Source organism: Citricoccus sp. (assembly GCF_032154715.1).
Classification (GTDB): Bacteria; Actinomycetota; Actinomycetes; order Actinomycetales; family Micrococcaceae; genus Citricoccus.
The window spans coordinates 17,127-39,751 of the sequence record NZ_JALDXU010000008.1; the positions used below are offsets into that span (position 1 = coordinate 17,127).

Here is a 22,625-nt window from a genome sequence, read left to right on the forward strand (position 1 = left end):
CTTCGTGGGCATCGCCATTCCCCCGCTGATTCTTCTGTTTCATCGGCGACGCGACCGGTGCGTGGCAAGGTCTTAGGGGCCCCATACGGCTTCGCACTATCGCCCGTATGACCCGCGGCAACCTCTCTGTACTGGCGCCGTAGGTCGTTGGTATCGCGAGACGAAGTGCTACGGCATCCCTGCGTCGACTTCGTGTCCAGAGGGACATTCCTTAGTCAGGCATTGATGTCAGACTGTTGCGATGAGATGTTGGCGTGAATCGGCCCCCTACTGCGACGAGTTTCGTGCCTGAGCCCCTGCGCATCGAACAGCGTGAGCTCTGGGTGGGAGGGCTCTCCCGATCTCAGTTGCTGGGCAGTCTGAGTTCGCACGGCATCCATCTCAACGCCTACGCAGAAGCTCTCCTCGCGAGCGAATCATTCGATGATCTGGTGGCACGACCGATCGTGGTCACCGAGCGTACGGTGGCCGAACTCGGTCTGGCCAACGGTGCGCCGCTTTCCCGTATCTTTCAGGCGGCCAAACACCAGGGCTTGTCACTCTGTCCGGTAGACACCGGGCCTTATCTGCGCCTCGCCTTGCACGAGCAGACGACATCGTCTGACCCTCTGATGTCTTCGGGGTATGCACCGGAAGGCTCGCTGACAATAGCTTCGGCCCCAATCAGCAATGACGATGAGTACCCGAAGGGGTTCTATCTCCGCGTGGTCGATAGGCAGGCTTGGCTGCGGGGGTACCGCTGCGACGACGAGCACCAGTGGTCTCCAGACGATCACTTCGTATTCCGAGACGGGCCCGCATGAAGTTCGGCCGTGCGATATTCAATCGCCCCGAGTGCGCAGTTGGCCTAGCACCGTTCGATTCTTGTCCCGATTAGCGATCCCCAACCGGTCACGGTCCACTGGCAGTCAGCGTGCTTGTTCGGCAGTGATGTGGTGCTCACCTTCGTCCGGCGTGGTCGTCGGCAGAGGAACGGTCGACGGTACGGGATCTGAGCGGACGCGACCGTATGTGAGCACGTCGACCCGCTGCCCGTCGACCAAGAACTTCTCCCGCTCCACTCCTTCCTGCACAAACCCCGCGGCCAGCGCCACCGCCCGGGACGCCGGATTGTTCGCCCGGTGGCCCAACTCCAGGCGATGGAGACCACCATCACCCAGCGCCCAATTGGCCACCGTTGCAGCTGCTCGACTGGTCCACCCTCGGCCCCGGCGGGAGACATGCATCCAGTACCAGAACCAACCACTGAGGTTCACCTCATCGACGCTGACCACGACCAACCCCCTCAGGGTGTTGGTCTCATCGACCACGGCCCAGGGACAATGAGAGCTGTCCGGCCCCAGTAATCGCTCGACGTAGTTCATGGCCTCCCCAGCCGTCCTTACATCACCTTGCCGTTGCATGTCGCCGGTGGACAGGAAGGCAGCCAGGACATCCTCAACGTCGCCCCTGGCCAGCGGACGTAATGTCACAGCGTCGCTCATGAGGCCATGCTCACATAGGTGCCTGCCTGCCGTGTCCACTTCACCGTGATGAGCATCCGTTGTTGAGCTTTGGCCGCGAACGATACGGGCAACCAGTGATTCGCGGCATGAACTCCGGCGGCTCGGCGCGCATCACCCACATATCGCACTGAACGGGACGCGCGCGAGCTAGGAGTCGAGCACGACCCGAAAAGTGACCAGCGCGATTCTGTTAGAGATCGGTGACGCTCGCCTGGGCCATGGGGATGTTAGCTGGGTGGGTTGATCGGGACGAGGCAGTCGACCTCACCCTCGCGACGGTAGTACTCGATGTGGGGCCGTGCGGGGTCGTGGTCGGCGTGGGAGAAGAGCGCGTCAAACGCGGGGGCGATGTTCTCGTAGATGACCGGGGCGGTGCCTCGCAGACGTAGACGGAGGTAGTGACCGCCCGGGATAACTGTTTCGTCGTGGCCGAAGGGGTTTTCGTGGTCGCGGTCCAGGCGAAGGGTGGACATGCGGTAGACGGCGTTGCCGCCGTAGAACAGGCCCATCATCTTGCGGCCCTGGAGGAAGTCGAAGGAGCTCTCGAAGTCGGGCCACGCGTCTTGGATCGTGGCGAGGTCGAGCTGGACGTCTCGGCTGAGGGCAGGGCTGTCGTCGAGAGTGATGACGTCGATGCGCCCCAGGTTGTGCGTGGTGGGGTAGGTGCTCATGGCTAGTGCGTACCGGATTTTGGCACAATTCTCAATGTCACCCGATCCACGGCTCTTTGACCGGTAGCCGATGGTCGTGCGGTGACCCACAACGGGTTCGGATCATGCGTCAGTGCTCTCTGATGGCCTGACCGAGCAGGGCCACTATCGTGTCAGCGACGGACTCCGGATCGTGAAGCTGGTGGAGGTGGCCACCTCTCAACGTGTTCGTGGGCCACCCCCGGCGTACGGCGTCATCGCGTTCGTCGGTGTAGGTGTCGCCTAAGGCGAGGTAGGCCCCGGATCGCTGGTCCCACCCGCGGGGAGCGGGCATGGCCATCTCGAAGTACGACAGCGGGAGCTGCTGTTGCTCCCGCTCCACGGCGGACCGCGTAGCTGCGTCAGGAAAGAGTTCTGCCACGACCTCCTCCGCCCACCAACTCGTCCACGGCGGGAGCAGACCGTCGGCTTCTGCCTTCGTGCGCAGGATGGCAAGGAAGGACGGTGGCGCGAGCGGGACCGAACCGTGAGGCGGCGGAAGGATCGCGTCGACGAACACCGTGGCCACCACTGCGCGTCGCTCGACGAGAGCGGGTACGAACGCGCCGGCATTGCTGTGGGGCACGACGGCGAGATCTCGGTCGGCCGGACTCGCTTCGAGGAAGGCGTCGAGTACATCCTCGCTTGTCTGCACGCCGGCTGGTACCGAAGCGATGACGCTGTGCAAGCCTCGGTCCTCAACCGCTTCGGCGACGGGCCTCCACACCGACGGGCCGAGGAGCGGGCTGGGCAGGAAGACGAGCGTGAGGGCCATCTGGAAACCATAGACACAGGTCCACCGTCACGAGCCAGATCCCACCAACGACTCGCGCTCGGGATACCATCACTGGGCACTAGTGACCGCAGATCCCTGGCAAGGTCTCTGTGTGCCCTAGCGGGAACCCTCTCCGGACGCCGAGCAGCGGCACCCCCGCTAGGGTCGACCACAGTGGCCACATCAGATATCGAAGTTCCAGCGTTAGGCAAAGCCGTGGAAACGATCAGAAAAGTCCTGCGGCTTGTCGGAGCCCTCTTGCTGGCGGCAGGAGCAGTAGTGGGCGTCTGGTCTGCCCCGGAAATGAACGACGGTCTGCGCTTCGCCCTGACTTCCATTACCGTGGCATTGCTATTGCTTTTCTTTGCGAGGCAACCTAGGGCCGCCATGTCACGGGCAGCGCATCCTGTCGGTTCCCTCTCAGACGTCCTCGTTTCCCTGGGGGAGCAGCTCCGTAGGGCCCACGAGGCCGAGAGGCCTCACGGCACCATCGTCTTCAGCTCAGCGGAGGTTGAACTCTCCGTCACAACAGAAACTACTCATGATGGCAGCGTGTCGTTCAAAGTGCTCGAAGGAGGCACGAAGCGGCAGAACGGAGAAACTTCGACTCTTCGCTTGCAGGTCTCACCCACTTCCTGGGGATACGAAGTAGGCCAGTAGCAATGGCCTGCCACCCCGGAAGCCGAATTCCGAGCTTTACGTCGGCCAAGGCTCATCGGCGCTGGGACCGGTGGACAAGTGGGTAAGACCTTCTTGTCCGACCGTGGTGAATGGCGCGCCGTTGTTGTTAATGGGGACCGTCATTCGTCGTCCCTCGACCAGCAGCAACAGTTCGAGAGACCAGTCGTGCCATCCCTGGCTTGCCTCGGCCCAGATCTGGAATCGCTCAATGTCACCCGCAGCAATACGCATGGTAGGTACTGGGGCGGGCTCACCACCGTCACCATAGAAGGTGACAACCGGATCTGGACCCCAATCGAGGTCCACACTGAAATGCCGGGGACTCAAGCCAGCCCCGCCCGTTGGTCGAGTAACCACGTACCCCTCGGTCACCGGCCGTGTTCGGCTCTTGGCTCGAACGCCCTCAACGACCACCGCGACGTCTGTCTTTGCCTGCATCGTGACAGACAGTTGGGTGACAAAGACGTCCTTGCCTCCTTGCCGCTTAGCCCATGCCAGCCACTCAGTTCGATCATCCGGGGGCGGGGGCAGGTGAAGCACCTCTCGGAAGTACACAGAGAACGGAACCCAGTCGGGAGTTCCCACCCAGATGATCGCCGGATCTTGCTCAACGTGGACCAAGAGGGGGCTTTCTCGCCAGACGGACCTGGCGAGGCGTTCAAGACGCGCTGAAAGAGGTCGCACGAATGCGCCGAGGAGCACGCCCAAGAGGCCACCGATCAGTAATTCTGGAACATCCACGTCTCGAGCATGCCACTGGCGCCGGACATCGTCCTGACGCCAGTCCACATACTCGCTAGACGTGTTGCCCGGGCGCACGGAAGGGGATCCCCTTGCGGGCGGGGTCGTCGCACATATGGCCTTCGGCGGGCACTTCGAACAGGTGCCGTGAGTCGTTCGGCTTACGGGACGGCCGGTGACGTTCCGTCCGGATCACCTTAAAGCAGGGCTTGTGTGCGCCCCCCGTAGTAGCGTCGCAGTATGAACGACCGTGAGGGCCAGCCTCAGATGGTGCGGATGTTCCCGGACTACGCCGATACCGTTCTGTGGTTCGGTGAGCCCATACCGTATGGAATCTCCGGCCTCACTGACGGGCTGGTCCGCGAGTTAGAGGCTTGGGAACGGTCCTACTATGACTCGCTGACGCCCCGATGAGGACTGGAAGTCAGCAGAACTGGCCCGCCAATTCACCGCAGCAGGCAACCGTCTGGCCGGGCGGGTGGCCGACGAACTGGGTGACGGCTATGAAGTGCAGTTCCGCTCCTACGAGCCAGACGTACCGCCGCGCAGCTTCCGTGGGAAACGCCCTGCCCTGAATCCTCGGGCAGCTGCTGCCTTCGGAGAGCTTGCGGCGGCTCTGAACGCGGAACGCGAGAGATTTGCTGAGGCTGTAAGCGCCCCCGGCGGAGAAGGCTCCGAGTGGTTCGCCGTTGCGCCGCTAACGGGTGCCGTCTTCAAACCACATCGGTAGACCATCCCACCGCGGAACACTGACGTTCGGGGCAGAAAATTGCTGAGGTTATTGCAGGCTGTGTCGGAAACTGACACCTCAGCTCGGCTACTGCTCATTTCATTACAGTGCGGAGCCGTCGGGTCATGCCATGGTGATTTGCCGGTTCGGCGCTGGCGCCCGGCGCACGGCCTGCCACGTCAGGAATCCGACAATCATGACGTTCAGGACGACCGCACCGACCTCCGGGGCCCACGGCAATATCCACCACATGAGCAGCTGCCCCAGGCCGGCGATCAGCACGACTGATCCCGACCACACCACCGCCCTGCGGGATCGTCGGTCCGGCCAAGACAACAGTCCAGCCCCGAGCAGCCACAAGCCGACCAAGGCACTGGGACCCACAGCGAGCCAGGTGAGCGCCAGCAGGGTCACGCTCACCCCGACGGCGCCGACCAGGAGCATTAGGCCGGATCCGAGTTGTCCAGTCAGCCCGGCCAGACTCACCGAGCCGGCCAACGGCACCAGCAGGCAGGACATGACCACAGCCCCTGCCCAGGGCAACCCAGTCCAATCGATCCACAATGTTGGCGCCAGGACTCCTGCCAGGCACCCGACCGCGGAACAGGCCAACAACAGACACGCATGCCAGGCATCCATCGCCCGAACCGTAGTCGCTGTTCTCAGCGGGCGTCGATGATGCGTCAAAGTATGTTGAGCGTCCCCCATGGTCGGAGCCTACCGCCGCCGCTCCGATTTGGACTCGTGTGTTTGGGCCACCGGGCGAAACTTGGCCTCACCTCGCTTTAGGGGATCCCCTTGTGGGCAGCCTTGGAGGTTCCCATCTGGGAGACTTCCGGCATGGACATCGATCAGCTCCCGGTAACCCGCAAGCGGTACCTGCCGGACACCGAGCGCATCAAGCGCACGCACGAGGTCTACAAGCTCCTCGAGCTGCCCTCCAGGGTGACGCCCGACGGGCGCGGCGTGGAGTTGGTGGACCTCCCCGACGGGGACGATGAGCTGGCCGAGTTGATCGGCGAGATCGTCCACCGCCGGTTCGAGTAGGCCCGGCGTCAGCCTCATTCGAGTCGGCCACTCACGACCTGGTAAACCGGCTTGGGTCCTGGCATGTGAATCGCAGGGCGGCTCAGGCCATCTACTGTGCCGTTGCCGTTCGGGGATGGATGTCCGACCATCGTTCTTATCTATGCTGAATGGATGAAGGAAGGTCAGGGCGTGGAGCTTGCGGAAATTGGTCACGCAAGATTGGCTCGAGATGTCATTCCGGAAACGCACCGAGGGTTGCCGATGCTGCGAATTTACCTCCCGTTTCGCGACGCCGGCTTCCGCGAGGGCCATGACATCGTGCGATGGTCGCAGTACGTTTCGGTAGAGGACCAGCCTGCATCGCTGGACTGGTTCGAGGCTGTGGAGCAGCTCGCAACTACAAATTCTTCCGTTGGTGATCTGGTTTCCTGCATGGGCGAGCTGGACGAGACGACCGCCAACGCACTACGCGACGTTATTGGCGATGTAGAGCTCCGCTGTTTGCGGTGGTTGGGATATGCGGGCGAGACCCCGCACACCGCCTCGCCTACGCGTGTGCTCGGCGAGGACTACTTCGAGGCGGATCTAGGCCCAGGCGATGTGCGCCCTGGTCGAAGAGCCCCGGACTTCGCTTGGGACGCGGACGGCCGTCTCGCCTGGGGCAGTCGACTGTATCCAGATTCGCTGATCGTCGCCGCGGAGATGCCCCTCTTTCGACAACTGAGAAACGACCCTCGCCTCGACAGCGCATCGGTCAGAGCTGGCCGGGACGTCCTGCCGCGAAGCGCAGGCGACTGAGGGAAACACTCGCACCAGTGCGATGTCCGAATAGGGAACCACTTCCGATACGGACAATGTGAGCTTGGCAGAAGAGACCCACGCGTTCCGATCGGGGATCCCCAACCGAAGGCACAGCGCCCCTACGCCTTGGACCTTGGCCGGCGATAACTCAGACGGCTAGATCATTCCAGACGAACGTCGTCGTTCGCCCGGTTTCCCAGTCACGCCGGATGATGCTGTAAGCGACCGAGGCGAGCGGAGAGCCGCCCTCTACCGGCCAGCCTTCGCGGTAGTGTGCTTCCTTGAGCCAGCCACAGCGTACGAAGGTCATGCGCATGGCAGTGTTGTCCTCGCGGGTCTGCCCCTCGAATCGATTGATGCTCGGCATGGCGCTGAACACGTACTTGGTTGCTTCGTGGAGTATCGGTGACCCGAGGCCTCGGCCCCGAAACGGGGTGTCCAGTCGGAGGTCGAATACCGGGCTGTCCTCACTCAAGTCCTCGAGTCGAAAGAAGCCGATACGTCCTAGCTGGCCGTGATCAATCCAGAATGAGTCGTTGTCCTCGTTTCGATATGCGCCTTCGCTGATCTTGCCCTCGACGTCTTCGACACTCGGACGAGCGCGCACATGGAACGGAAATTCGTTCCGGGTCATGAACTCTATGAGGGCGTCATGATCTTCCCCGGTGGGATCGAGCCGTGTGAAGGAAATGGACATGCGTCAGAGCTTACTGACGCCACCGACCGGACATGGCCCGAACCATGAGCGCCAGACATCGACAGACGAACGCCCACGAGCTCACCAACCTAGATGTGCCCGGCCAGGAGGTTGGTGACGGTTCGGGTGGGTTGACGTGAGGGGAGCCTCCCGGTGAGGTGTGGCTTGTCGAAGGCTGCACCAGCACACAGGAGGCTCCGTGTCCCACCGTAATGCCCGCCTCACCGTCCACGGCAGGGCCCTCATCATCCGCCGCCACCAGGACGGGTGGAAACCTCCGCATATCGCTGCGGCGATGGGCGTCTCGCGCCAGTGCGTGTACAAGTGGATCGGCCGGTATGCCGCCGAGGGCGAGGCCGGACTGGCCGACCGGTCCTCGCGTCCGCACATGATGCCGACCAAGACCTCCGCGGCCACCGAGGCGAAGGTGGCGGCGGCCCGGGCCCAGCGCCGGGCCGGACCGGCCGTGCTGGCCTCGGTCACCGGGGTGCCAGTCCGGACGATCTCCCGCATCCTGGCCCGCCACGACATGCCCTACCTGCGGGACTGCGACCCGATGACCGGTGAGGTGATCCGGGCGTCCAAGACCACCGCGGTGCGTTACGAGAGGACCCGGCCCGGGGAACTGGTGCACATGGACGTCAAGAAACTTGGCCGAATTCCGGACGGCGGCGGCTGGCGCGCCCACGGGCGCGAGGCCGGATCACAGCGACGGGACCGCTCGACAAGGCTCGGCTATGACTACGTGCACTCGATGGTCGATGACCACTCCCGGCTGGCCTACTCCGAGGTGCTGTCCGATGAGAAGGGCCCCACCTGCGCCGGATTCCTGGTCCGGGCCATCGAGTACTTCGCCGCTCACGGCATCGGGCGCATCGAGCGGCTGATGACCGACAACGCCTGGGCCTACCGGTGGTCGCTGCGCGAGGTCTGCGCCGCCCACGGCATCGGCCAGAAGTTCATCAAACCGCACTGCCCATGGCAGAACGGCAAGGTGGAGCGCTACAACCGCACCCTGGCCGGCGAGTGGGCCTACCGCCAGGTGTTCACCTCCAACACCGAGCGCCAGGCCGCCCTTGCCCCCTGGCTGGAGCACTACAACACTGAACGAAACCACAGCGCACTCGGCGGCAAGCCCCCGATCAGCCGACTGTCACCAACGTGATGGCCGGGTACACCTAGAGCCACAACCAAATGCGCACCCGTCGCGGAAGTGTTCTGTAAGACGAACGTTCTAGGGTGACGAGTCTGCGCCGGGCGGTCGCGGACCACTACGACCGGCCCGTTCCCGTGTGACGATCCTCAACTGACACGGTGTCGACGCCCTTCGTGAACCCGTGGGCTGGCACTTGCTGAGGTTCCACCTGGGGTTGCTACGTGAAGGCGGCCCCGGAGAACAAGCTGGTCAGGATCACTCCGGCAAGAATAACGGGCAGCACGAGCGCAAGGAGTTTCCACTCTGTCGGACGCAGCGGACCCATCTTCCGCCGGTAGACCTGATGCTCAGCCGTGAACGGCAGCGTCAATCGATACTCCGAGTACAGCCGCAGCAGTCGGGCCATCCGGTACGGGTGCCCGCAAGAAGCCGCTTCCACGGCCAGCGGCCACAGCACACCCCACGCGGTCACGCCGACCAGACCGGACTGCACCAATTCCTGGCCACCCGCGTATGAACAGAATCCTATGAAGATCACCACGGGGTCGAACACCAGCACCCAGGCCATGCCCTCCCATAGTCGGGATCGAGGGAATGTCCCGCTTGAGATGCCAGGGCGTTCGGACCGGGCATGGATCACCACCCCCATTAATAAGGCCACAGTCAGGACTAGTCCAAGGACGGTAGTCAAGGACACGAAACCCTCTTGCCCGGAAGCTGAAAGGGGATGTCAGTCACCGACGAATTCGGTGCGCGCACGGGCCGTCTCCTCGTCGTTGAGCCATTCCAGTTGATACCGCGTTGGCTCATCGTCTCGGTACGGATGACCAAGGAATTCGCCACGCTGCCACGTGCCGATTTCAGCGTTTAAGTCTTCACCCTCCATCCAGGCCTCCTGAAAGAGCCCTTCGGGGAAGCGCATATAGAGCATGACGACTTCGCACGGTTCCGACCAGCGGCGCCACCACAGGTGGCCCCCTACCTGGGTGCAGGCCACGTCCACATCGACATAGATCAGGCCGGAAGACCCGGCGGGGTCTGTGATGCGTCCGGCTCGACGACGATACGAGCCCAAGCAGGGGTGTGGAACCTCTTCGGGCTCGGGCATCTCAGGAGGGCTCCACGTCATGCGCCGATTCTGCCAGCCCGCGTCCCACCGACTGCTCTCCCTGACCCGCCCGCCTTGTACATGACTTGCAGAGGGAAGCGGAGGACTTCTTGCAGAACTCCCCTACCGTGAACGTCCACCCGGTTGAGGATCCTCAAGTGGCACAACGTCAGTGAGCTTGGATGTTCGACGTCTGCCGAAACGTTGGAAATCGCAGGGGCCTTCTGAAACGGGCTCGACCGTTAGGGCAGGTCGCTTCTAGATCTATGGGCATGGCCGATCTTCATCGAGATCCTTCATTGCCGCGATCATGGGGCCACGCCTGCCAGGACTGACCCTGCCTCAGCCGGACATAAGAGCTCGATGACTCCGTGGTCGGTGCTCAACGCGATGCACTGCCAGGATCGGTTCGCCCCGCGACGCTGCGATGCCGGGATCTCGCGCTGCCCGAGATTGGCAAGATCGGTGAAGACCGAGGAGCGGCCTATCGGCAGGCCGTCCGGGCCAGCTAGCGGCTGGAACGTGAGTGTGCCCGCCTTCAACGTGGAGATCCCGTACGCCCAACGGTGATTGAGGGAATCCTGGGACGCGTCGGGATGCCGGACCAAACACTCGAAGCTGCGGTCCCGGGCGGCCACGAGCGTCAACCGCTGGCGGCGCTGCTTGTTTCGCGCCCATAGGAGGATCACCGTTAGGGCGAGGGTCAGGGTGCCGCCGATGATCGCCCCGGTGAGGGTGTTCTGACTTATCAGGATGGCCAGGACTCCCACCGGCACGCCAAGGAGCGGTATCCACCCCGAATCGAGCAGTCGTTCCCAGAGGCCCTTGTTGACCGGGCTGTCCTCGACTTCGCCTGCAGGCACCCCGTGCTGGGTCATTGCCACACTGTAGGGCGAAACTGCCCGAGTGAAACAGGACCTCTGCTCTCAACTGTGGACCGTCATCTACTGGAAGGTGGACTCGCGTTCAACGCTGTCACTCACTGGAGGCGTCCGAATAGGGATCCCCTAACGGCCACGGTGCATGACGCGGCGGCTCGGGACACGGCGTCTGGATCGGCGTTCTCCTTCACAGTCACTCGCGGCGGGAAGACGTGTCCAACGCTTACCCGTACCCGAATTTCGCGGCGGACCAGTCAGGGAGTGATGCCGCAGATCCTGGTTTACCATTCCGCCGCCGCATCTGTTACACCGAGTCTCAACGCTTCGTCGGTCAACTCGGAAAGGTCCGGCACTGGGCTCGCTGCTCGAAGTTGCTCCACGATGGCCTTGAGGTTGTGGCCGAGGTTCCAGTTTGATCCGGTGGTGTTTCGAAGCAGATGTGTGATGGCAGTCGCCCAGGTTGCCGCATCGGGGGTGAGGTCAAGATCGCGGACGCGACGCATGAACCCCCCATTTTGAGGCAGTCCGGCGGGGGTCTGTACGAGAAGGGTGACCACCTGTTCGCGCGCGGTGGGGAGGCCGATGAGCCAGGGTGCCATCGCTGATGCTTCGGCGCTCGTGAGTGGCAATGGTGTCGATTGGACGCGACCTGACCAATAGTCGTTGATCCACCGATCCCATTGCCTGCCTGCTTCGTCCGGAGCGAGTTTCTCGAGGAGACGGCCAATTTGGTTCGCCCACGACACGCGCAGTTCCTCGGGTGCGGCAAGCACGAAGCGTGGGAGCCATGCCAGCGGATCATGGCCGGCGTGCGCTGCTATCGACGCAAGCTGGGTGCTGAGCCGGGCAGAGATCCGTGATCCGAGCGCATCCGTGTGACGACATGTCTCCACATAGGCGTCGAGGAGTCCCGCGGCGAGTAGTCCGTCATGGGGGCGGCCCCATGTCAGGAACGCCTGCCACGCCCCACGAGCTCGGTCCTCGTCACCGCGCCAGTCGAAGAGTGAAATCAGGTGGGAGGTGGCCCATTCTTGGTCGGCGACAAAGTAGAAGTGCAGTTGCGACGCGAGAAAGGTGCTTGCGAGGAGACCGTTGCGGTCGTCAGCGGAGAACATCCGGTTCAGCTCGCTGGCTAGTTCGTCCGTGAGGCCGTCCCACGTGTCGCCAGCCTGAGTCCACTCCCATTGCACAGCCTTGGACCAGAACTGGGCGAGGTCTCCGGCGGGATGATTGATGGCTTCCATGACGAGATCTCCGTCATCGTTGATGGCGCCCAGTACCGGCTCGGTCGGCCAAAGATCTCGGGCGGTTTCCCGGGCCCGCGGGTAGCGGTGCCATGGGGTCGGGTTCGTCTGGGTGCCGCCATTGGCGAGCATTTTGGCGGCAGCACGTCGGATCTCGTTGCGGTCCCAACTGTCGATGGCGGCGAGCACGCTGCCCAACTCCTGCCCATCGAGGTCCGCGGTATCCCACCCGTGGATGATCGCGTTTCGAAGATCTCCGTCGCCGGGTTGCAGCGCGGTCGCCAGCGTCAGTCCGTCGCCGGGGTAGGCGGACACGCATGCCTGTAGCGACCGCAACGCCCCCGTCCGGGCCGGTCCTGTCAAGGCGAAGGAGTCGGGCTGTAAGTCACGAAGCGCCGCCATCGCAGCTCCGGGCCCTTGGGCAATTCGGGCGTGCAACTCGTCGGCCGAGTACGGCAATGCATCCTCGACAAAACCTGAGGTCATGTAGCTGTTCAGGTCTGGATGCGCCCGGGGTGCGAAGTCGGGATGCGTGGACTGGGAGTCTTCGAATGCCTGGGTGACGACGGGCCGGGCCGGTGCCGAACGGGCCAGCCACGCAAGAAGGTTGTAAGAGCGGTAGGGCGAGATCTCATCGTCGCCATCGGTCGGGGGGCCGGCCTTTGCGGCATCTAGCAATGCCTGCACCGTCTCATCACTTGCCGTGGGGAGGGCGTCCTGCAGAAGGAGGTAGACCTCGTGCTGCAGGGGAATTTCCCACAGCCAGTTCTGCGTTTCGAGCCAGCGGAGCTTCTCATCGGGTGTCCGATCGGCCCTTACCCGCCAAGCGTGAACGGCCAAACGACGAAAAATGGCCTCACGGCGGGTCGCCCACGAGTCGATGTTGCGATCGGCAACTTGCATATCGTGGACGAGGGCGTACTCGATGCAGTCTCGTGCGGCACTGATGAGCACATCAATCGGCTCCGAAAAGGAGTCCTGCTCGTGCGGCTCGACGGCCGACCGACGGAAGCTGACGGGGTCGAATTCGGAACCGAGACCATGCAGCGCGCGGTATACGCGGGCTATCTGTTGATCCACCGACGCCGTGATCGGCGCGAGATGCTTGTCGAGCGCTGGGACGAAGACCTTGGACCATGCTTCGGATAGCCAATACTCGTCCCCGGGTAGGTCGACCTCGAAGCGGGCGCTTTCGGGATCGAAGCTGATCGCCGGTTTGAGAACTGGCCGCGTGCGATCCTCGAACAGCGTGATGGCGAGGCCTACGTTGCCCCGCCAGTCGGCTTCCGCAAGGAGCATGTCGAGCAGGTCGTCTCGGGAACCGGGGGCGTTCTGAACAGCGAGGAGAAGCCACGGCGACAGCCAGGAGGGCATCTCACCGTCGTAACCCAAGAGACGGTGCACGAGGGTCCGCCGCGTGTCCGGGGGCCAGGGACTGTCCGCCATCGCCTGCAACGCGAGCGGCGACGTGGACGCGTCGAGCATGCCGGTGTCAGCGACCCACGACATGAGGGTCCGTGCGTCATCCGTTCCCGACGTGTCGCTGTCGAACAGCGATTGAAAGGCCGGCCGCTCCGCGACCCACACGAACCAGTCCCGGCCCCATGCCGTCTCCACAAAGTACCGGATTCGCTCCGGATGCTCGAGCACCTCATCGAGGTAGGAGACCTCCTCGGGGATCGTTGGGGGGCCCGCAGCGACCAGGTCGGCAATCAGCGCACGGTGCTGCGTCTGGCCCATCGACGATAATTCAGCCCAGCGGGCCATGAACGTTGGCAAAGCTGCGTGACTATCGTCAACCACTTCGTAGGTGATGGGCGTCAGTCCGTACTGTCGCCAAGCCGGGTCGTTCCCATCACTCGTGCACACGAACCTCTTGCCGGACGGCCCAAGCGACCGTGCCAGGTACTGCATGACGACGTCGCCGTGGCTGTATCCGATGAAGAGGACGGTGAAGGCAGAGAACATCCGCTCCAAGAAGCGTGCCGCCCAGGCCTCGAGCAAATATGCCCGACCAAAGTCCTTGTCCGTCACTACGAGTCGACGTGGCTCCTGCTCGAGCGAGCCGTGAAGATGGACGATTCCCTGGAAGTCGTCACCGACGGGAAGGGCTGGCGCTCCGTACACGGGAAGTGACAGTCCCTCAGCAACAGCCGCCGTGGTGAGGTGGACGTCGTAGTTCGTCGTGACAATACGCGGTGACGGGTGCACACTGGCCAATCTCACGATCGCCTTGTGGAGGGCGTTCGGCTCAGATTCGGTCTTGTTGATGGCGTTCGCAACTAAGCGATGAACATCAATCCCCTTGTCGGCCAGGCGCCCGAGATATACGTCGGGGTGTTGTACCTCTTCGGCACTAGGGGGGCTACCAACCACACTCCCGATTTCCTTGATAAGGGAGCGAAAGTCGGGCAGTCCGGCCGGCTCGTCGCGAGAAGCGCCCGCTCCGACAAAGAACACCAGATTGCCGGTTCGTGCGGCAGCGACCAACTCAGCGGCAACGTCAACGTTCTTTATCCACACATGACCAGTATCGGGGGATACATCGACAGATCCACTCGCGGGCGACCTACCCGAACCATGTCGGGAGGCACTCAAACCGGCTCGGGGAGCAATCGCACTGAGTTTTTCTGCGCGTCGGTCTGGGTGGAAACTGGCCGGGGTCTTCAATCGCCCGGGCAAGAATGCTCCGTATGCCGAACCCCCACCGAACAAGCCCAACGCTGACCTGCACGAACGGGAGAACGCCTTGAGAGAGTCCCGTAAGACCCGTCCGGAGATATGTCCGGTACGCGGGCGTCTTCTGACACGCACAAAAGTCCCCAGCGCACTCCGCCACCCGCCCAACTCACCAGGACCGCTCGCGCCGGACCACCAGGCGGCCGAGCAGTCCCACGGCGAATACCGCGAGCATGATGACCACGGACATCGCCGGCAGGGTGAAGGCCAGAACCAGGCAGAGCACGGCGCCGGTGAGGTTCAGCCAGCGGGGTGAACGCACCACGCGCTCGGTCAGGGTGAAGGCCGCCAGGTTGGACACGGCGTAGTAGACCAGCACGCCGAAGGAGGAGAAGCCCACGACGGTCAGCACGTCCGCTGTCAGCAGCAGGACGATCACCACCGCTGCGGCCGCCAGCTGCGCTACCCACGGGACCGAGGTGCGGGCGGACACCCGTGCCAGAGGCCGCGGCAGGTCGCCCTCGCGCGCCATGGCCAGCCCCGTGCGGGAGACCCCGGCCACGAGGTTGAGCAGGGAACCCAGGCTGGCGAGGACGGCTCCGGCCACGGCGAGCCAGAGCCAATCCGGCCCGAAGAGCACGCCCACGGCATCCCGGACCGGTGCCTCCGACGCCGCCAGCCCGCCTGGACCCAGCACGCGGGTCAGGCTCCAGGCCAACAGCACGTAGAGCACCAGCGTGAACGCGAGGGCTCCCAGCACCGCGCGGGGGATCGTCCGGCGGGGATCGCGGACCTCCTCACCCATCGTCGCGATCCGGGCGTAGCCGGCGAAGGCGAAGAACAGCAGTCCCGAGGCCTGCAGCACCCCGAGGACCGACGGCTCCACCGGCGCAGCCGAACCGACCGGGGGAGCCGGGGAGCCGGCGTCGGGCCCGGAGGCCAGACCCGCCACGATGACCAGGGCGAGGACCAGGACCACCGGCACCAGGATGACCACGGTGGCCTGGACTGTCCGGGTGATGCCGAGCAGGTTCACGCCGGTCAGGAGCACGACGGCGGCGATCGCCACCCAGCGTGCGGTCCACTCCGTGCCGGAAGACCCGGCGACCGGCACGATGTACAGGGCGGCGGTGTAGGCCATGGCCGCGATGGACGCGGACTTGCCGGTGACGAAGCCCCAGCCGGCCAGGAAACCGGCCCACTCGCCGAGTTGCCGCCGGCCGAAGGTGTAGGCCCCGCCGGAGGTCGGGTGCACGGCGGCCAACTGAGCCGTGGAGATGGCGTTGAGCCAGGCCGTCACCCCGGCCACCAACAGGGCGGCCATCAACAGGCCACCGGCCCGCGCCGCGGCCAGCCCGAGAGCGGAGAACACCCCGGCGCCGACCATGGAGCCGATGCCGATGACCACGGACCCGGGCAACCCCAGGCGTCGTTGCAGACCTGCGTGATCGCCCATGCGCTCCACCTACTAGAATCAACCGGGAAATGTCCTGGCAGTGCCGGACCTGTATGTCATTACCACGCCAAGAAAACCTCCCGGTGAACCGGGACCGGAAGGACCTGAAGTGCTGCGCACCCACCAGCTGGGCGAACTCAACGCCTCGCTCATCGGACAGACCGTCACCGTGACCGGATGGGTGGCCCGCCGCCGTGACCACGGTGGGGTGGCCTTCGTGGATCTGCGCGACGCCTCCGGCTTCGCCCAGATCGTGGTGCGGGACGAGAAGGACTTCGCTCCGCTGCGCAACGAGTTCGTCCTGCAGGTCACCGGCACGGTGGAGCGCCGCCCCGAGGGCAATGAGAACCCGGCTCTGCCCTCCGGCGAGATCGAGCTCATCGCGGACACCGTGACCGTGCTCAACGCCGCCGCACCGCTGCCGTTCCAGATCGACGAGCACGTGGAGGTCGGCGAGGAGGCCCGCCTGCGCCACCGCTACCTGGACCTGCGCCGCCCGGAGCCGGCCCGCATCATGCGCCTGCGCTCCGAGGTTAACCGCACCGCCCGGAACCTGCTGCACGAGGAGGGGTTCATCGAGGTCGAGACCCCCACCCTGACCCGCTCCACCCCCGAGGGCGCCCGCGACTTCCTGGTCCCGGCCCGCCTCGCGCCCGGCTCCTGGTACGCCCTGCCCCAGTCCCCGCAGCTGTTCAAGCAGCTGTTGCAGGTCGGCGGCATCGAGAAATACTTCCAGATCGCCCGCTGCTACCGGGACGAGGACTTCCGCGCCGATCGTCAGCCGGAGTTCACGCAGCTGGACATCGAGGCCTCCTTCGTGGAGCAGGACGACGTGATCGCCCTCGGCGAGAAGATCGTGGAATCCGTCTGGTCGCTGGTCGGCGTGGACGTGCCGACCCCGATCCGGCGCATGACCTACCGCGAGGCGATGGAGAAGTACGGTTCGGACAAGCCGGACCTGCGCTTCGGCCTCGAGCTGACGGACCTCACCGAGTACTTCGCGGACACCCCGTTCCGCGTGTTCAAGGCGCCGTATGTGGGTGCCGTGGTCATGCCCGGCGGCGCCTCCCAGCCTCGCCGCACCCTGGACGCCTGGCAGGAGTGGGCCAAGCAGCGCGGGGCCCGCGGCCTGGCGTACGTCCTCGTCCAGGAGGACGGCTCGCTGACCGGCCCGGTGTCCAAGAACATCTCCGAGGAGGAGAAGGCCGGCCTGGCCGCCGCCACCGGTGCCAACCCGGGGGACTGCATCTTCTTCGCCGCCGGCGAGACCAGCCCCTCCCGTGCCATTCTCGGCGCCGCCCGCGTGGAGATCGGCCACCGCGTCGGCCTCATCAAGGACGCCGGCCCGGACGTGCCCGCCGCCGAGGCCGACTGGGCGTTCGTGTGGGTCGTGGACGCCCCCATGTTCGAGCCCGCCGCGGAGGCCGTGGCCTCCGGTGACGTCGCCGTGGGCTCCGGTGCCTGGACCGCGGTGCACCACGCGTTCACCTCGCCGAAGCCCGAGTTCATGGACACCTTCGACACGGATCCGGCCAACGCCCTGTCCTACGCCTACGACATCGTGGTCAACGGCAACGAGGTGGGCGGCGGCTCGATCCGTATCCACCAGGGCGAGGTCCAGGAGCGGGTGTTCAAGCTCATGGGACTGGACGAGGAGTCCGCGCAGTCCAAGTTCGGCTTCCTCCTGGAGGGCTTCAAGTACGGCGCCCCGCCGCACGGCGGCATCGCCTTCGGTTGGGACCGCATCGTCGCCCTGCTGGCCGGCACCGAGTCCATCCGGGACGTCATCGCCTTCCCGAAGACCGGCAACGGCTATGACCCCCTCACTGCCGCCCCGGCTCCGATCACGGGCCAGCAGCGCAAGGAGGCCGGGGTGGACGCCACCCCGGAGCCGAAGGCGGCCGCCCTCGAGCAGGAGACCACGGCCGCTCAGGACTCACCCGACACCACGGTGGCCTGACATGGCGCCCGAGGGCGGTCAGGATCAGCGCCGGGACAATATCCCGCCGACGGCGGTGCGGCTGCTGCCGGTCCTGATCGTCACGTTCGCGCTCAACGTGCTGATCGACCAGTCCACTCAGTGGCCGATGCTGCTGCGCTGGGGCATCGCCCTGGCCGGCGGCATGGCGGCGCAGTTCGTCGTGCTGCGCCTCTGGGCCTCGCGCCAGCGCTAACGGTCAGGACGGTCCTCGGGTGAGGGCGGCGGGTGGCCGCCGGGCGGGTTGCTCCTTCGCGGCCCCGCCAGGTCCTCCGTGTCCACCCACACGGTGAAGGGGCCCGAGTTGACCAGGGCCACGTCCATCATGGCCCCGAACACCCCGCGTTCCACGGGCACGCCGAGGCCCTCCAGCGTGGTGATGAACCGCTCGTACAGCGGCTCCGCCTGATCGCCCTTCGCGGACCGCGTCCAGGAGGGCCGGCGTCCCTTCCGGACGTCCCCGTACAGGGTGAATTGGCTGACCACGAGGGCGGCGGCGCCGGCCCCGACGACGGAGTCCTCGCCGTCGAGGATGCGTAGGTGGGCCACCTTCTCGGCCAGCTGCACGGCCTCCGCCTCGGTGTCCTGGACGGAGACCCCCAGCAGCACCACGAGCCCGGGGGAGTCCAGGCGCCCGGTCACCCGGCCATCGACGCTCACGGACGCGGACGTGGCCCTCTGCAGCACAGCTCTCATGGCTCCATTCTCCCCGCATTCTGCCCGCCCCGGGCGATCTAGCCCGTCCGGAGCGGCGGCTAGGCTGGGCCGGTGAGTGATTTGTTCAGTGTGCTCGGCGGCGGGGATCACGACGGTGACGCGGAGGCGGATGCCACGCACGACGACGGCGCCTCCTCGGGCGGCCGGGACCGCCCCAGTGCCCCCTTGGCCGTGCGCATGCGCCCGCGCACCGTCGACGAGGTCGTCGGCCAGCAGCACCTGCTCCACGTGGGTTCACCGCTGCGCAAGCTGGCGGAGGGCGCGGCCGGTGGCCGGGGCGGCCGCGGTGCCGGGCCGTCGTCGCTGATCCTCTACGGGCCGCCCGGCACCGGCAAGACCACCTTGGCGACCGTGATCGCCCGCGGTCCGGGCCGCAAGTTCGTGGAGCTGTCCGCCATCAACGCCGGCGTCAAGGACGTGCGGGCGGTCATGGACCAGGCGCTGAACGACCGGGACCTCTACGGCCGGACCACGGTGCTGTTCCTGGACGAGATCCACCGGTTCAACAAGGCCCAGCAGGACGCCCTGCTGCCCGGGGTGGAGAACCGGTGGGTGGTGCTGGTGGCCGCTACCACCGAGAACCCGTCCTTCTCCGTGGTGGCACCGCTGCTGTCCCGGTCCATCATGCTCACCCTCAAGCCGCTCACGGACGCGGACATCGGCGGCGTGCTGGACCGTGCGGTGGTTGACGAGAGGGGGCTCAACGGCACCGTGGTGCTGGAGGACGAGGCCCGCGAGTACCTGGTGCGCATGGCCCAGGGCGATGCCCGCCGGGGGCTGACCACCCTGGAGGCCAGCGCCGGCGTGGCCCTGGACCGGTGGGAGGCAGCCGGCCGCGGCAAGGGAGACGAGCCCGATGGGTCCGACGAGTCCGGGGACCGTCCCGAACTGCCCTCGATCAGCCTCCAGGACGCGGCCCAGGCCATGGACCGCGCGGTGCTGCGCTATGACAAGGCCGGCGACCAGCACTATGACGTCATCAGCGCGTTCATCAAGTCGATCCGCGGTTCAGACGTCGATGCCTCTCTCCACTACCTGGCACGGATGCTGGAGGCGGGGGAGGACCCGAGGTTCATCTCCCGGCGCCTGATCATCTCGGCCTCCGAGGATATCGGGATGGCCGATCCGACCGCCCTGCAGACCGCCGTCGCGGCGGCCCAAGCGGTCCAGCTCATCGGCATGCCGGAGGGACGGCTGGTCCTGGCGGAGGCCACGGTGCACCTCGCCACCGCACCTAAGTCCAATGCCTCCTACGCCGCCATCAACGAGGCCGTGGCGGACGTCCGCGCCGGGCTGTCCGGGGAGGTGCCGCCCCACCTGCGGGACGCCCACTACCCGGGGGCGGCCGGTCTGGGTCACGGCAAGGGGTACATCTACTCCCATGACGCCCCGCATTCGGTGGCCCGGCAGCAGTACCTGCCGGATCCGCTGCGCGGCAAGGACTACTACCGCCCCAAACAGAACGGCGTGGAACGGAACCTGGGGGAGAGGGTGCAGCACCTGCGGTCGATCATCCGGGGCACTCCACCCCCGGCACCACCGGCTCCACCGGCGCCACCGGCCTCCGACCAGAGTGATTCCAGCACGTAGGCCTCTAAGCTGGAGGTGTCCGTACCCGCCAGCACCGCGGTTCGGCCTCAGCCCATGTGAAGGGGCCACCGGCCGCGGAGATCGGAGTATCCACCATGTCCACTCCCGCGAACAACCCGGCCAGCCGGCTCGTACCGAACACCGCCGAGGTCGACTACCGGATTCTCAAGTCGGTGGCCGCCTACGAACAGGCCCAGGAGCTGGTGGACCGTCTCTCCGACGGCGGTTTCCCCGTGGAGAAGACCAGGATCGTCGGGACCGGCCTGCGCTCCGTGGAACAGATCACCGGCCGGCTGACCACGGGCCGGGCCGCCCTCCAGGGTGCGTTGACCGGCCTGTGGTTCGGCCTGATGATCGGCCTGCTCTTCCTCATCCTGGCCCCGGCCGCCGGCTGGATCATGATCCTGCTGATGACCCTGGGCTTCGGCGCGGTGTGGGGTGCGATCTTCGGAGCGCTCGGCCATGCGGCCACCCGAGGCCGCCGGGACTTCTCCTCCGTCCAGGTCATGGAGGCCGAGTCCTACGATGTGCTCGTGGAGGCCTCCCACATCAACCAGGCCGCACAGGTCGCCAACGGGCAGCCCCTGCCGGAACCGGGCCCCCAGGCCTAGTCGCCGAGCCGGGCCCGGCGGTCTGGGGAACGGGGCAGAACTGGTAGACTCGTCTGCTGTCTGGCAAGCGCCGCCAGTTCTCCCTGTCCCGTTCCGGCCTGCGCCGGAGAGGTGCGGAGGCCCCGTCCGGGTCCTGCGGCGCTGTAGCAATGACGGGCAGCGGCATGCCCCTCAGCTCTCCCGAAGGACGCACGGGAGGCCAGGTTCCGGTCCACCCTTGTCACACCGCGGGAGCCCCCGCCTCGTGTCAGGACCGGAGACAAACCAGAATCGTGCCGCCTGACAAGAAAGGTCCCTCGTGGCTTCCAACCTCCGTACCCGCCGCACCGTGCGCCACTCGCGCGCACTCGGCATTGCCCTGACCCCCAAGGCCGAGAAGTACATGGAGCGCCGTCCGTACGGCCCCGGCCAGCATGGCCGTGCCCGTCGCAAGGCTGACTCCGACTACTCGGTGCGCCTGAAGGAAAAACAGCGTCTGCGCGCCCAGTACAACATCCGCGAGGCGCAGATGCGCCGCTACTTCGAAGAGGCCAAGCGCACCTCGGGCCTGACCGGTGAGAACCTGGTCGAGCTGCTCGAGATGCGTCTGGACGCCCTCGTGCTGCGCGCCGGCTTCGCCCGCACCATCCAGCAGGCCCGCCAGATGGTCGTGCACCGCCACATCGTGGTGGACGGCGCCCGCGTGGACCGCCCGTCCTTCCGCGTGAAGGAGGGCCAGCTGATCCACGTGCACGAGCGTTCGGAGAAGATGGTCCCCTTCCAGATCTCCGCCACCGGCGCCCACCAGGATGTCCTGCCGGCCGTCCCGGGGTACCTGGATGTCGAGATCGACAAGCTGCAGGCCAAGCTGTCCCGCCGCCCGAAGCGCTCCGAGGTCCCCGTGACCTGTGAAGAGCAGCTCGTGGTCGAGTACTACGCACGCTGATCCCTTCCGGATCTGCTGCGGCGGAAACTGCCTGAGAACCCGGCGTCCCCTCCAGGGGACGCCGGGTTTCGGCTTTAAGGGCCTTAAAGCGCTCAGGATGGACAGCGGTCCCGGAACCCAGCCTGGGGACGCCGGGGCCGGCGTCGGGCGCTGATGTTCCACGCCGGGGCCGCGGCCCCGGTAGGGTGGACCAGGCACTGAAGCGAAAGGAAATCCCGTGATCAAGCGCGTAATGCTGGTGGGAGTGGGGGCAGCGGTCGGCTGGCTCGGACACACCGTGTTCAGCAAGGGACGTGACGCCGCAGCCGTGCGGGCGGAGGAGACGATCCGCCACACGCTGAACCCGGAGAACATCGGGCGCAACGCCGGTCAGGCCGCGGCCACCGCCCTGGCCGCCAGCGCCCGTTCCTTCGCCTATCAGCTGCGCGAGGAGGTCCCGGCCTGGAAGACGATGGCATCGTCCTTGGCCGACCCGGCCCCGCAGCAGGGACAGTCCCGGGGCGCAGACGCTGCAGCCGCCACGGACGTCCCGGATGCCGCACACACCACCATCACGGGGTCCGCCACCGAGGCCCCCGCGGAGAGGCCCACCGCCCGTCCCACCGATCCCCGAAAGCAGTCGTAGAGCAGTC

General features: G+C 65.7%; 22 protein-coding genes. 10 read left to right on the plus strand and 12 right to left on the minus strand.

Annotated features, from left to right (window positions below; translation table 11 throughout):
• The first annotated feature begins 284 nt into the window (after positions 1–284).
• Positions 285–803, plus strand: coding sequence for a hypothetical protein (locus tag RUH65_RS02730; RefSeq protein WP_313815663.1), 519 nt, complete (start codon positions 285–287; stop codon positions 801–803).
• Positions 804–908: 105 nt separating this feature from the next.
• Here RUH65_RS02730 and RUH65_RS02735 read toward each other — a convergent pair whose 3' ends face one another.
• The 5 genes from RUH65_RS02735 to RUH65_RS02755 form a co-directional block, all read right to left on the minus strand.
• Positions 909–1,484 (minus strand): GNAT family protein, encoded by a 576-nt coding sequence (locus RUH65_RS02735; RefSeq protein WP_313815664.1) that lies wholly within the window; start codon positions 1,482–1,484, stop codon positions 909–911.
• A 248-nt stretch (positions 1,485–1,732) separates the two neighbouring features.
• On the minus strand, positions 1,733–2,176 hold the full coding sequence (locus tag RUH65_RS02740) for an AraC family transcriptional regulator (protein WP_313815665.1): 444 nt from the start codon (positions 2,174–2,176) through the stop codon (positions 1,733–1,735).
• A 109-nt stretch (positions 2,177–2,285) separates the two neighbouring features.
• Positions 2,286–2,969, minus strand: a complete 684-nt coding sequence (locus RUH65_RS02745; protein WP_313815666.1) for a hypothetical protein — start codon at positions 2,967–2,969, stop codon at positions 2,286–2,288.
• Positions 2,970–3,665: 696 nt separating this feature from the next.
• Complete coding sequence (locus RUH65_RS02750; RefSeq protein ID WP_313815667.1) at positions 3,666–4,391, minus strand: hypothetical protein; 726 nt, start codon at positions 4,389–4,391, stop codon at positions 3,666–3,668.
• Between the two features lie 853 nt (positions 4,392–5,244).
• Positions 5,245–5,640: a hypothetical protein gene (locus RUH65_RS02755; protein ID WP_313815668.1), complete on the minus strand. Its 396-nt coding sequence runs from the start codon at positions 5,638–5,640 to the stop codon at positions 5,245–5,247.
• Positions 5,641–5,961: 321 nt separating this feature from the next.
• Between RUH65_RS02755 and RUH65_RS02760 the strand changes: the two genes are divergently transcribed.
• Together RUH65_RS02760 and RUH65_RS02765 are read left to right on the plus strand one after the other, a co-directional pair.
• Positions 5,962–6,168 (plus strand): hypothetical protein, encoded by a 207-nt coding sequence (locus RUH65_RS02760; RefSeq protein ID WP_313815669.1) that lies wholly within the window; start codon positions 5,962–5,964, stop codon positions 6,166–6,168.
• 153 nt (positions 6,169–6,321) lie between these two features.
• A complete protein-coding gene (locus RUH65_RS02765; RefSeq protein WP_313815670.1) occupies positions 6,322–6,948 on the plus strand; it encodes a hypothetical protein in 627 nt (208 codons plus the stop codon).
• A 151-nt stretch (positions 6,949–7,099) separates the two neighbouring features.
• On the opposite strand, the gene RUH65_RS02770 is transcribed toward RUH65_RS02765, so the two are convergent.
• Positions 7,100–7,648, minus strand: a complete 549-nt coding sequence (locus RUH65_RS02770) for a GNAT family protein (protein WP_313815671.1) — start codon at positions 7,646–7,648, stop codon at positions 7,100–7,102.
• 199 nt (positions 7,649–7,847) lie between these two features.
• On the opposite strand from RUH65_RS02770, the gene RUH65_RS02775 reads away from it, so the two are divergent.
• The gene (locus RUH65_RS02775) at positions 7,848–8,813 is read left to right on the plus strand and encodes an IS481 family transposase (RefSeq protein ID WP_313815672.1); all 966 of its coding nucleotides are present in this window, start codon (positions 7,848–7,850) and stop codon (positions 8,811–8,813) included.
• Between the two features lie 208 nt (positions 8,814–9,021).
• Here RUH65_RS02775 and RUH65_RS02780 read toward each other — a convergent pair whose 3' ends face one another.
• From RUH65_RS02780 to RUH65_RS02800, 5 genes are all read right to left on the minus strand, one after another.
• Complete coding sequence (locus tag RUH65_RS02780; RefSeq protein ID WP_313815673.1) at positions 9,022–9,372, minus strand: hypothetical protein; 351 nt, start codon at positions 9,370–9,372, stop codon at positions 9,022–9,024.
• Between the two features lie 162 nt (positions 9,373–9,534).
• A complete protein-coding gene (locus RUH65_RS02785) occupies positions 9,535–9,912 on the minus strand; it encodes a hypothetical protein (RefSeq protein ID WP_313815674.1) in 378 nt (125 codons plus the stop codon).
• 308 nt (positions 9,913–10,220) lie between these two features.
• On the minus strand, positions 10,221–10,790 hold the full coding sequence (locus RUH65_RS02790; protein WP_313815675.1) for a hypothetical protein: 570 nt from the start codon (positions 10,788–10,790) through the stop codon (positions 10,221–10,223).
• Positions 10,791–11,074: 284 nt separating this feature from the next.
• Complete coding sequence (locus RUH65_RS02795; RefSeq protein WP_313815676.1) at positions 11,075–14,560, minus strand: DUF4020 domain-containing protein; 3,486 nt, start codon at positions 14,558–14,560, stop codon at positions 11,075–11,077.
• Positions 14,561–14,885: 325 nt separating this feature from the next.
• Positions 14,886–16,172, minus strand: a complete 1,287-nt coding sequence (locus RUH65_RS02800) for an APC family permease (RefSeq protein WP_313815677.1) — start codon at positions 16,170–16,172, stop codon at positions 14,886–14,888.
• 109 nt (positions 16,173–16,281) lie between these two features.
• Here RUH65_RS02800 and aspS point away from each other — a divergent pair, with 109 nt between their 5' ends.
• Both aspS and RUH65_RS02810 read left to right on the plus strand, forming a co-directional pair.
• Positions 16,282–18,132, plus strand: coding sequence for an aspartate--tRNA ligase (gene aspS, locus RUH65_RS02805; protein ID WP_313815678.1), 1,851 nt, complete (start codon positions 16,282–16,284; stop codon positions 18,130–18,132).
• Position 18,133: 1 nt separating this feature from the next.
• Positions 18,134–18,346 (plus strand): hypothetical protein, encoded by a 213-nt coding sequence (locus RUH65_RS02810; RefSeq protein WP_313815679.1) that lies wholly within the window; start codon positions 18,134–18,136, stop codon positions 18,344–18,346.
• Here the strand turns inward: RUH65_RS02810 and dtd are convergent.
• A complete protein-coding gene (dtd, locus tag RUH65_RS02815; protein ID WP_313815680.1) occupies positions 18,343–18,846 on the minus strand; it encodes a D-aminoacyl-tRNA deacylase in 504 nt (167 codons plus the stop codon). The genes RUH65_RS02810 and dtd overlap by 4 nt on opposite strands.
• Positions 18,847–18,918: 72 nt before the next feature.
• Between dtd and RUH65_RS02820 the strand changes: the two genes are divergently transcribed.
• The 4 genes from RUH65_RS02820 (at position 18,919) to RUH65_RS02835 (ending at position 22,618) form a co-directional block, all read left to right on the plus strand.
• Positions 18,919–20,457: a replication-associated recombination protein A gene (locus RUH65_RS02820; protein ID WP_313815681.1), complete on the plus strand. Its 1,539-nt coding sequence runs from the start codon at positions 18,919–18,921 to the stop codon at positions 20,455–20,457.
• A 95-nt stretch (positions 20,458–20,552) separates the two neighbouring features.
• Complete coding sequence (locus RUH65_RS02825) at positions 20,553–21,068, plus strand: general stress protein (protein WP_313815682.1); 516 nt, start codon at positions 20,553–20,555, stop codon at positions 21,066–21,068.
• Between the two features lie 298 nt (positions 21,069–21,366).
• A complete protein-coding gene (gene rpsD, locus RUH65_RS02830; RefSeq protein ID WP_313815683.1) occupies positions 21,367–21,993 on the plus strand; it encodes a 30S ribosomal protein S4 in 627 nt (208 codons plus the stop codon).
• Between the two features lie 217 nt (positions 21,994–22,210).
• Positions 22,211–22,618 (plus strand): hypothetical protein, encoded by a 408-nt coding sequence (locus RUH65_RS02835; RefSeq protein WP_313815684.1) that lies wholly within the window; start codon positions 22,211–22,213, stop codon positions 22,616–22,618.
• Positions 22,619–22,625: the final 7 nt, after the last annotated feature.